The organism is Paraburkholderia sp. RCC_158 (assembly GCF_041355255.1).
Classification (GTDB): Bacteria; Pseudomonadota; Gammaproteobacteria; order Burkholderiales; family Burkholderiaceae; genus Paraburkholderia; species Paraburkholderia graminis.
On the sequence record NZ_JBFUPM010000039.1, the window covers coordinates 16936 to 28536 of the forward strand.

3 protein-coding genes and 1 pseudogene are annotated in these 11601 nt (G+C 55.5%); all 4 read right to left on the reverse strand.

What is annotated here, in order from left to right; translation table 11 throughout:
• Nucleotides 1-116 precede the first annotated feature (116 nt).
• The 4 genes and pseudogenes from AB6809_RS34720 to AB6809_RS34735 all read right to left on the reverse strand — a co-directional run bounded on the left by AB6809_RS34720 (nt 117) and on the right by AB6809_RS34735 (nt 11134).
• Nucleotides 117-1151: a T6SS immunity protein Tli4 family protein gene (locus tag AB6809_RS34720; RefSeq protein WP_371028386.1), complete on the reverse strand. Its 1035-nt coding sequence runs from the start codon at nt 1149-1151 to the stop codon at nt 117-119.
• Nucleotides 1151-3601: a phospholipase D-like domain-containing protein gene (locus tag AB6809_RS34725; RefSeq protein ID WP_371028387.1), complete on the reverse strand. Its 2451-nt coding sequence runs from the start codon at nt 3599-3601 to the stop codon at nt 1151-1153. Before AB6809_RS34725 ends, AB6809_RS34720 begins: the two co-directional genes overlap by 1 nt.
• Nucleotides 3601-6551 (reverse strand): annotated as a pseudogene (locus AB6809_RS34730) (type VI secretion system Vgr family protein). The gene AB6809_RS34725 and the pseudogene AB6809_RS34730 overlap by 1 nt, the downstream one beginning before the upstream one ends.
• A gap of 1232 nt (nt 6552-7783) precedes the next feature.
• Nucleotides 7784-11134 carry a VPA1262 family protein gene (locus tag AB6809_RS34735; protein WP_371028388.1) on the reverse strand — a complete coding sequence of 1117 codons (3351 nt, stop codon included), beginning with the start codon at nt 11132-11134 and terminating at the stop codon, nt 7784-7786.
• Between the last annotated feature and the right edge of the window lie 467 nt (nt 11135-11601).

The following is an 11601-nucleotide window of genomic DNA, read 5'->3' on the forward strand; positions in this document are numbered from 1 at the left end:
GCATCACCGGCACCCAATCACGGTAAGCAATAGGCAGAGATGACAAGCCGCGCAGATATATCGGCGGAATACGGTTGGCACCATCGCTGTACGCACCGGCCCAGCAAGGTCCCCCGCTACTGAGTTGCCCGCCGCCTTATCGACGCCGCAATCGCCTTCGCCATCAGATCAAGCTCCTCCGCCGACACAGGCGCATTCCCTTTTGCATACTTTGCGTTTCTCTCAACCAGAAGAAGCAGATTAGGCGTATCAACCGGCGCATTGGAATCCCCTTGCACCGTAGCGAGATAGCCATAATCCGTCGAGTCGTCATCGCGCGTGATGATCGCCGAAGTCCCAACCCCCTCGCGGCCATCGAGCTTGACAGTCTGGTAAGGCGCCGCACCAACAAGCCTGATCCGCTTGCCGATTCCGTATTCGTAACCCCATACGAACTCAGTCTTCTGTTTAGACGTAAGCTTGGGGTCGACTGCCAACGCTTTCTCATCGAGAAAGAAAATCGTGACATCTGGGTGGTTCTTCAGGCGAAACGTTACGCCCACCTGGCGCGCCGAGTCTTTCCCGCTATCGGCAACGAACATATCCGGCAAACATACGCCATCGCCTTTTGGGATTTCGTTAGAGCGGCGCGCGGAAAGCCCCTTTAGAACCGCTTCAGTATGTTTCTTCGCCACGGATGGATCCGACGATGACTCACGAAAGCTGATCGCCCGCCCATTCTCGTAAATGTAGAACCCAGCCGCTCGAGGCCCGGCCCAGGCAAATGCGTCCGGTCGTCCCGCCGGTATCGCCTCAAACCGTCCGTTTTCATCCGTCGACGCTGCGCTCAAGGACACCCGCGTTTTAATCCCGCCCAGGATCGAACCGAACTCGGCATGTGACATCGATCCGGTTATTCGGAAGGTTCCGTCGTAGATAAAAACGGAGTGCGCCGCGGGCTGATCATCGGAAAATCGAATTGGATTTTCTTGTGGTTTGGAGAACGCGGTGGGAATGGTCAAAGCAACATCGGCATCGCCAGGAATCGTCAATTCATAACGGCCGACGCATTCCTGACGTCCTTCCGCCATGGAACGAGACGACACACATTGCATCGCACAGACCAGCGACGCGAGTGCGATGAATTTCCACCAACTTCCAGACTGTCTCATCAGCTAAGTTCTCCGCCCTTGCTCGCATCGGCGACCGACGCATCCTGTTCATAAGCGTCGGTCCGCTTCGGCACCTGATAATTCTCCGCAACAAGCGACGTGGCAAAACCCAGGTTGTTGTTCTCGCCCTTCGTCCACTCGATAGGCAGGGAAACAATGAATCCCCTCAGTTGGGACAGATTGGCCGCGGCCTTCTCGTGTTGCGGCTTCGCCCAGAAGGCGTCCTCAAAAGGCATCTTCCCACCGGTCGACTTCCTCTTCGGATCCCATGTTGGCCATATAGACGCAAAATCGCCTTGCTCGTCCGGCGAATCAGACAACGCTCGATTGCGGGGGATAAAGGCAAACGCTGCTTCATATAACTTCTGATTTGCGTCCGCCACCGTCTGTATCGCTTTCCAGTTCGCTGGATTCGCAGGCTGATCGATCGCTCCCATCAATTGCGTCGCCGGCCGGACGTTGCCCGCAATGCCAAACAACTTTTTCCAAAGCTCCTGCCGCAGATGCCGTGCAAATGTCCTCGTCACCTTGACGTGGCCACTCCCGTCGATGTCGTGTTTCTCCGTTGCGCTATCCGCAACCAGGACGGCGATTTCAGAGTCCCGCGACCCCAACAGACTACGGTCGTTGATATTCGCGCTGCCAACCAGAGCAAACAGATCGTCTACGACCATCAACTTGGTGTGCACGTAGATCTGTTCCGTCACATAACGCTCCCCCAGCCTGGTCCAATTTCGCAGGTTCAACAGAGTGACGTAGTCTCGGCATTTTTCGATGGCAATGTCTTCATATCGCTTGTCGTTCGGATCGCTCAGCACCTTGTTCCAGTCCGGGGCTTTCTTGTCGCGCAACTCCTTGGCCTTGAGAAAGCGCCGAACGCGATTCAACAGACTGAATGTCCCGAACACGAGCGACTGCATTGTCCAGTGAACCTGCGTCATGATGCTTTCGTTGTTCAGCATACCCTCCGGATGCACGGGCAGCGTAATGATGACGTGGAAGTGTTCCTTCACACCGGACATGATGGTTCGCCCGATCCGATGACCCAGCATTTCACAAATGAAATTCTTCGGCGCTTCTTCGGCGTGCTCTGAAGTTCGCCGGGTTGCCCACTCACCAAATCCTTGCCCTTTAACCTGTGCGGCAGGTCCGGATAGCGGCTGTGAAGACGTTACGTTGGCTGCGGTGGTATCGGGATTTGTATGCTCGATGCCAAACCCTGAAACAAAAAATTGATTCTCGATATAGATAAAAGATGTGGCCTTGTTGATGAGATTGCGCATTGCCACCGCAATTTCACATTGCTTGCCATCAGGCGACGATTGAGAAGTCTTGTCGGCACCGTGCAAGCCATCGAATTCGGCCGAACGCATCGCGGCAGGCGCGCTTCTCAGTACCTGAACCTTGCATCCGCCGGTCTGCACAGCTGGCTCAGGCGGCAGATCCAGTCGGATCCGTTTAGCACCGCCCTCGCTGTTCCAGCGTACGACGAAGTTATGCGCCACATCGCTTGCCGACGGGCCATCAATGCGAAAATGGACGTCCTGCCAAGGCATGCGGGGCTGCCTGCTGGCGTCGAGTGTACTGTCATTGGACGGCAGGCCGGTTGGGTGAGTCGTAGCAGACACATACGGGGTTTCATCCCCATACGCAATCTGATAACCACCGGCCTCGATCTTCTTCAGTATGTCCTCACGATTGGACGGCAAAAGCCCCCACAAGGTCGGATGGTTATCTACCGCGCCCGTCAATAAGTCCGGATCGATAAGACTTTCCTTCGACACATGTCCGAGGTGCGGAATGCAACCGTTGTAGCGATTCAGCGCCTGCCGATTCTCGGCGTCCGCTTTGAGATCGTAGGTCGCATCATCGAAACGTCCGTAAGCGAGATCCATGCCGCCAATGTAGGCCGTCTTTCCGTCAATCGCGACGAGTTTCTGGTGATGGCTGAAAAAACTACGGTCCTCGTCAGCGAGGGACGCAGCAAGCGTGACCCACACGCACGTGCGCCCGACAATCTCATTGATAGCCTCAAGGACGGACTTCGTTTGATTGTCGTAGGTTTGCACCGGCGGCGAATGCATCCAGGGCATGACATAGACTTTGAGCTGCGGATTGCCTTTTACCGCCTTCAGCAGAACATCGAAGAGACGCACGCCTTGTGCGAGTTCAGCGTCCCAGTTCACTTGCCATCCGGCAATGTAGACCACCTGGGCAGCGGCTTGAATAGCGGACGCAAGATCACTGAAATACGCTTTCCCCGTGGTGAATGCTTTCAGTGCATTCCCGGTTCGCGGCAGGGAAAACGGCTGCCCCGCACCCACCCACACGTTCTCCGTCGCGAATGCCTTGTACGCAGCACCCGCGTGGTCGATGATTTGCCTGAGCGAGAGGATATCGTCGTTAAAGAGCTTGTCTGTAGGGGTTTCACGGGCGACAACGTCGGCCATCACGCATCTCCTTTCAATTTGCCCAGCACAGCATCCCCGTCATTTGCCTTTAACTCTTGCCGCGCCCATTGAGCGAAGGATTGATCCACGTCACTTTCTTGAGCGGAAAACGGTTGGTCGCTGTAGCCCATTGCGTCGATGGCTTCGTAGAATTTGTCGCTTTCACTCCAGCTGTCCGATTGCCGGCTAAGTGATAGCAAACGCACCTGTCCCACGTAGACGAGCCACACCTGCCCGGGCGTCTTGTTATATGCCTCGTGCAGTGTTTTCTCGTCAGCGTCGGAAAGCGCCAGCTTTCCGCTAATGTCGCTCTGGCCGGTCAGAATCGAGTCCGAGGACATGAGCGCTTCATCTGCTGTGGGTGCCGAGACGATCCGCCATGCGGTATTGATATGAGGGTATCCGTCGGGGCCCGGCGTGTCGGCAAGAAGCATGTTGAATCTGACCGGCCCTTGCGTTTCGGGCTGCGGCCAATTCGGCAACGGGTAGTTCTTCCGTACCGGTCCGTTAAACGAGTGCTGGCTGCCTTTGATATCAACAATCCCCGGCGCGTGGATCTCAATATCGCCGCCTTTCAGGCGAATGTACGCGCCACCGGAAGTCAGCAGGATTTCCTGTTTCGCCGCCGCTTCGATCATCGCCGTTGCGGCCAGCAATTTCATCGTCTTCTGCGCTGTCAGTTCAATGTCGTCCGCGTGCGCCTGGACTTCGACCTTGCCCTTCGCCGCGAACAACTTCATCCCCGCGTTCTGAACGAACAGACTGAGTTTTTCCGTGACGCCGGCAATCAGCGATTTGCCTGTCGCGACATGAGCGCTCTGGCCACTTACAATATTGGTCTGCGTGGCGCTCGCGATGTGAATGGATTTCTGCGTCGACAACGCAGCACCGGATGGACTTGCGAACAGCACCACGGGCTCCCTGAATGCATTGGCATTGCCCGCGCCACCGCCCGCCGCGTTGCCGCCGGATGCCGATCCTGCAACACTATTCTTAGTTGCATCGGTGAATGACTTCAGCGCCTCGTAACCCTCTTTGAGGCCTTCCGCCTGGTGCGCAGTGCTGGCATCGGAGAGCGCCTCCATTGTGCTTTCCGAATTGACAAGCTGTCCGCTCGCTTCACGCGCATCCAACGGCTGAGTGCTTGCGGGGTGGGTTGTCACGTACAGCCCGTGACTGGCACGCACTGCGCCGTACGCGTCGGACTTCAGGTCGAAGCCGCTGCCCAGATACGCCCCACGCGTGTTGTCAGCCTGTGCGATGAGATAGCCGAGATGCAGATGCGCATTGGTGCTGCTGCTATACACCTGCACACGGTTCTGGCCCGTCGCGTCATCCATGACCATCTGGTTGTAGCCACTGCCTTGATACTCTTTCGACTTGTATCCCGACAATAAGCCATTGGAATGCCAATTCGGCCGGGTCGCGCCGTTGTAGATACGGCCGGTTACCAACGGTCTATCGCAATCGCCGTCCGCCCAATCAATCAATACCTCTTCGCCAATTCTCGGCACGTGAACACCGCCATATCCACCACCCGTGTCGGACATGACGACTCGCACCCAGCACGATCCCTTTTCGTCGCCGTCATTAAGCCGGTCCCAATGAAAATGAACCTTGATACGGTTGAGTGAGTCGGTGCAGACCTCTTCATTAGCCGGACCGACGACGATTGCCGATTGTAAATACATCGTTGGCTTGTGATGTTCGAGCGGGCTGCGAAACGGCACGCCCTTGCGTTGCGCTTCGATTTCAACGAGGAAAAAACCTTCGCTGCCATCCACGTGTGCAATTGACAGTGCATCTGTCGACTCTCCGTGATTCGCTCGAACATTGGCCAATTCGCTCTTCAGGCTATGCGGGAAATCGGCGACCTGACTGGACACGGGAAGATTGTTTTCAATGAACCACGCGGCCTCGATAATGGCGAATTGCCGGTTCTGGGCACTATCCGCGGAATGGGCAGGGTGGTTATCGAGCTCGAACCAACGGCCTGCATCTGCCTGTCTCACACCACCCGAGCCAAAGAAGCGCTTGGCTCGCGACTCCCATTCCTCCACGCGAACCTTCGACATCTGATCGCCTCGATCCTGGGCGCCGTAAGTGTAGGCGCCGGTGTACTCGTAGACCTCGGCCTGCTGGGGCAAATTGCCCTGCGTGGTCAGCGTCGGTATGTTTGTACCCTTCGGGTTGGCGGACGAAGCGGGTGCCTTGTAATCGAAGGAGCGTGTAGTGAGCGTCGTACTCTGCAATGTCCGCGTGCCGGACCATTGCGACAACGCATTGGCCTCGCTGTTGGTGCCCGTGCGGTAGAACTCAACGGCTTGTGGCGAGAGCGGCTGGAAGGTATCGAGGTTGTCTGTGACGACTAGCGTGTGCGACTTTCCATCTGCGGCCTGTTCAAAGTAAACGAAGAGTCCTTCGTTCTCCATCATCCGATGAACAAATTCCAGTCGTCCTCGTACTGCACGCAGAACGATCGTGAAGGCAGCGTATTGCTCAGCGCAAACCGAAATGCTCCTTGGGCCTGCGGATGCATGTTGAAGACATCGGTCAGGATTTGATCGGCCGATTTGTCTTGCCAGATTCGCGCGTCTTTGCGAAAGCGCAGGAAGTGCAGCCAGGGCGCGAAGCCAATCTGATAGCTTGTGAGTCCGCTATCCGATCCTAAGCGTCGCGCGGTATGCACATAACCGTGGTGAGGCAGGTAAGACTTATCGGTTTGCTGGATCCACAATGTGACGGCTTGGGCAATCAGGGCTTTGAGTTCGATGGTGTCGGAATTGGAAACGACATCGATCGTGAATTCGTAATGGCGGCCGATCCGCGAATAACCAATAACCCGCTGTGGAACCAGAACATTGTTGGCCAGCGGACTATCCAGTTTCAGCAGACGATCACTCTGAATAAGCCCGCCGGTCATTGCCGCAATTGAGTCCTGCGCTCCCATACCGCCTCTCTTTGCTGTGATCGCACCGTCGCGCAATGCGCGATTGTACGAAAGTTTAGACGAATCATCCAGTAATGAGTATCGGGGGATGCGGGCAAAAGTTATTCGAACTCGCTTTATGCGGTCGGCATACGGCAGCTACTTTTTTCAATCATCCGGCTTTTCTACCGAATTCCGTGGTCGGAGAAAGATTTAAACAACTCCAAAGATTTAACAATTTCAAATTCGCGACATCGTGGAAAACAGCTGACCTTTTTGTTTCAGCTGCGCAATTGCTGTTGTGCCGATTGATCGCGTTCGAACACTATTGAAGGACAAGCAGACACGCGCGCAGTTGCTCTGCTCGTTGATCGCAACGTGGACTTTAAGGAGCCGTCCGGGGCAAATCGATTTTTGCCTCGTTTGTCTGGTTCACGCCGGGCAACCTGGTCCCATAAGCACTATCACCGCCTGCGCCAGATCGTTAGCCAGCCCTCCGACGCAGGTCGCCATGCGGGTTATTGACCGGTGGTTGGATCAGACGCCTGAGAAGTACTCCTCCTCGCGTCACGGCTGCGGAACGAGGCCGCCATGACTGACAGCACGAAAGGTGCTTCGAGCTCAATGCCGCGCTCGACGACGGCCCAGCAGCCGCCGCCGAGCGTCGGCAGGCATTTGCGGAGGGCGTAGTTGAGCGCGCCGGGCAGCTCATCGATCAGGGGTGGTTAATGGATCTTCTACTCATTCGATAGCACCGGCGAATGACCCTCCTGACCGGTTCGAACATTGCCGTCCATAAAAAAACGCCCGGACAAGCCGGGCGTTTCGGTAATCCGATCCAGTCGGATTTTTCTACTATCTGTGGCAGCAGTTTTTCACTTACTTGGCACAGTTTTCACTTTCCGTGGCGTCCGACGGCTACGCCAAACTCTGTAGGGTGGCGCAGAAAGTGAAAAATGGCCCCTTGAAATGTAAGGCTTTTTTCATTGGCTATGACACCTTTCGCGGTGCACCTCATCGCAAAAAATGAAAAAATCAGGTCGCGTTCGCTCAAAACCTGAAAATTCCGGGAGCGATCTCTATCGCATTGCCGAAGAGGTTCGAAAATCACTAAGACTCTGCTCGCAACCCTTGTCGTTCAAACACGTATGTGAACGAAGAACAGCCAGTTTGATGATCGAAAATTTCCGCATGTGTGCTCGCGATGGTGGCGGTCCACGGAAACCGTGGGATCGCCGCGGCCACCGGGCACATCAAACGTCGCCTGTCGAGAGCTCATCGTCAAAGAAATCGAGTGTTTGCCGCCAGAACTCAAGGAGCGCGGAGTCGGTGATGCTTCGGCGTGACCAAGTCCAGCGCTTTGCTACTGAAACCGCCGCTTGATGCAATTTGCCCAACGCACTTTCCCGGTCGCGCGACATCGGCCGCGGAGTCTGAATGATAGTGAGGCGAACCAGACTTGCTGTCCATAATGCCTTCACGCTGGCATCGTGACTCTTCGAATAGTCTCTCTGGTGCGCGAGGGGCCTATTTGCCACCTGTGTAATCCGCCGCATTTCGTCGGTCAAAGGTTTAAGTAGGTTCCGCAATGCCGATTCCGAACTTAACGCAAGCAAGGCAGCCACCTCCGATGTAAACGCCCCTTCCATGTCAACCTTGAAAAGGAAACTCCCTCGCTCGTCATCATCCCGCCACGTGGCCAGCAACTCGGCAACCCAAGCCGCGGCTGCAAGATCTGATGAAAGTCTTCCTACCTGGATAACGGGCGCAAGTACGTCGCCGAGTATCCACGGAGGGCTTTCATAAAGCCGTTTAATCGGATTTCTCATTGATTCGAGCAATGGATCAAGCCATGCCTTGTCAATGGTTCCCGGAAGCGTCGACAGCAGCTCCGCGAGAATCACGTTGCGCAAAATATCGTTCTGGCGGCATTGAACCAGCAGCCACCCCAGTACGCCTGCCCTTTGTATTGGCGATAGCTGATCGATTTCCCGGACGCGTTCGATAAGTTGCGGGCTACGGATGAGCCGTTGCTCCAGTCCTAGCAGACCGAACCAGCGAATGTACGGACTTTTACTGGCAAGCAGGGCGTCCAATTGTTGATCAGAGGCACCGAATCCGATACCAAGCGAAATGCGCGATAGCGCGTGGTACAGCTCCAGTTGGCGGCGCCGATTTCTATCGGCGAGAGAGCTCTGCTCCTCCATCCAGTGCACAAGGGCCATTGGATCGAGATACCACAGGACCTTGATCGCATATTGGTCTCCCCAGAACAGGGATGACGCATAGATATCGAATCCTTGAAGCCAATGCGCAGACGGGAGCAGGTCCTCATGAGATTCGTTGAACCGCTCCATGATATTCCGCAGCGGCCCGCGGTCAGCGGGCTGCCATGCACCGGGACGATCTGGATTGAGATATGCAAGTAGCGCCGCGACCAGCGCTGGATCGTAACTTGGTGGATTCTCCTGCAGATCCGTAATGTAGACTCCGGCAAGCGACTGGGCGAGGACTACCGAAAGCGTATTCCACCATGCGTCAAACTCCTCTGCCTTTTCGCTGTGCGACCAAAATGCATCAGGAAGGCTTTCGAATATCTCGCTGTGCAGCCCGTCGTTCTCGTCCAAGTGACCCAGTGCGCGAAGCCGGTCTTTGAGCGCATCTCCACTGAGAGTCTCGAGCGATTGATCGCCCGTCCACCACCCAAACACCTTTCCGGAAAGCGGCATAGAAAAAGCGTCGTGAATGGCTTCTACTTGCGGCCTATCTAATTCAGCATCATTGCTGTCAAAGAGAATCAACGGTGTCAAGTCATCGTGACCAGCTTCAGATACGTTGCGCGCAACCTGCTCTAACGACTGATCTGCATAGTCGCAAATCTTTCGGAGGACGTCAGGAGGGATCGGTGTTATGAGAAGGGGGTAGTTCTCGTTCGCCTTCTGAATCGAGTTCGAAAGGTGGTAGCCAACGACGGGCTCCATTCGCTCGTCTCTGATCACGATCATTCGATCGTGTAAAGTTCCCTCCGGCAGACCAACCACTTTCATACGGAGGCTGCTCAGTTGCTCTTTCCATGCTCGGCAAGCTGAGACAAGCTTGGTAATACGAGTGCCAACCAGAGTGTCAGGCTGATCCTCTAACGGTCCAAGCGAGTTCCAGTAGAGGATATGTTCGTGCCATGTATCAACCAGCTGCAGATCGAGCTTCTGCGTAAAAATGACATAGTTGCCCTCGCTGAACCCATACTGATTGATCAGCGCTACGCCCACGTCTTCCATGTACGGGTCAAACCAAGCTATGTGTTTGTCCCGATTTTCGGCGAAAAGTCGCTTGAGCCACTCGGCCAGCTCGAGGCGACCTGTATTTTCGCCCTCGGAGTAGCGTTCAAAGAACTTCCCCTTCGATCCTTCCGGCGCAAGATCGCGAACGACACGGGCAATTTGCCGATTGATATCTACCCATGCATCTCTCTGCCCCTTGCGGGTGGTCTGCCTCGACGTATGTGTTTGCCGCGAGAGCTCCTGGACCGCTTCGAGCCGTTTCCGGTCCTTGGATCTTACGGCCTTCGCCAGCCAGTCCGACTCCACCCGCGTAGAAGAGCCGTGCATTTGCATTTGCGTAGATAATTCTCTTACGATAGTCGTACCCCATTGATACAACCGCCGGCGACTCTCGAGGCCTTCTTCGCATGCGTCAATATGCACAGTCAGGGCAGTGACCATGCCTTGATATTCCTTTGGCACCGCAAACTGAACTTCCACCGGAAACGTCTGACCGCGCTGAATTGACGCTTTAGCGACATGGAAAAGCGCATCATCGTTGAGGAGCTGCACCTCCAACTCCAACCGCTCGTCTACGCCGACGAATGGCGACGCTATGCGAACATGTACACCCGGCACGGTCGATCTAAGTTCTGTGCTTATCTCAACGATGGGCCTTTCGTCGTCAAATAACGAAGGAAAGTTTCCGATTTCGAGATCACCCGTCCTCCACGCGTCGACCTTCTTAAAATCAAGCCCCGTTTCCGAGCTGAGGGTCTCGACCACGAGTTCTGCCACATCCGGCCGCGGACGTCCTTCAAACTCGAACAACTCTGATTTGGCCGCTGGCGTAATGGCAGCGCTGTCCATGCTTGCCATTGAAGTGTGACTCAAGCGATTCGTGCTGAAGCGAAAGTAATCCCGCGTTGGCAGATGCATAACCGGTCGAGCGATCGACATTTCGCCGAGCGTCAAGCTTGCGAAACGCGTGGCATCGGCAGCAACCGCCACGCCCGCGTCCGAACTAGCCTGTGCAAGAGATGCACCCTCACCCAATCCAACAAGCAGCCGCCGAACCTTTTCTCCCGTCACGAACGCCGCAACACGTTTGACCTGAACGTCGACGGAAGCGTTTAGCCTTGTCAGCGAATCCTCCCGCTGCGTATTCCACGTGTCGTTCGCAGACGTACACGGCAACACTCGCCCATACGCCAGCCTGTTTATCACGGTTTCACCGGACTTGAACTGCAACACCCACAGCTCCACAGCGCAGGGACCAGCCCGCTCTCCAACGATTCTGTCCAGACGCGTATCTGAAAAAAGCTTGGTGAGATCGTTACTCATGTTCAGGTATCTGCAATCACTGGGCTATGTTGAGGTTTGCGGACGATATCACCAATGCAAGCACTACGCACGTCAGTCGACTAGCTGCCTTTGACCACGGCATATCAATTAAAGCAGCAGCAAACGTTTTAGCATTTGTGGGCGGCAATCGAATCGCAATGGTAAATTTGCGGGGATTTTAAAGGGCAAACGAATTTTCGCGTGACCACCGCTGTGCCGAGGTCCTCGGGTGCTAACCGACCTTGCAGCGTTTGTGTGGGTGTTGCGTATCACTAGCTGTATCTGGATGCTTGTGACCCGCGCGAGTTGGCGTGCCGCGCTCGCGAGCGCATTCAGGGCGTAGCCAAGGCACACGCCGAGCTCGCTCGTCGTTCGACGACATGCCAAGGCTGCGTATTTCGGTGAACGTGACCGCTGATTTCGGGAACGTGACCGATTCGGCGAGGTTGGGCGTTGCGCTGTTTCGA

Coding starts and splice junctions, on each gene's coding strand:
- AB6809_RS34720 (WP_371028386.1), bottom strand. CDS start 1,151: ATGAGACAGTCTGGAAGTTGGTGGAAATTCATCGCACTCGCGTCGCTG.
- AB6809_RS34725 (WP_371028387.1), bottom strand. CDS start 3,601: ATGGCCGACGTTGTCGCCCGTGAAACCCCTACAGACAAGCTCTTTAAC.
- AB6809_RS34735 (WP_371028388.1), bottom strand. CDS start 11,134: ATGAGTAACGATCTCACCAAGCTTTTTTCAGATACGCGTCTGGACAGA.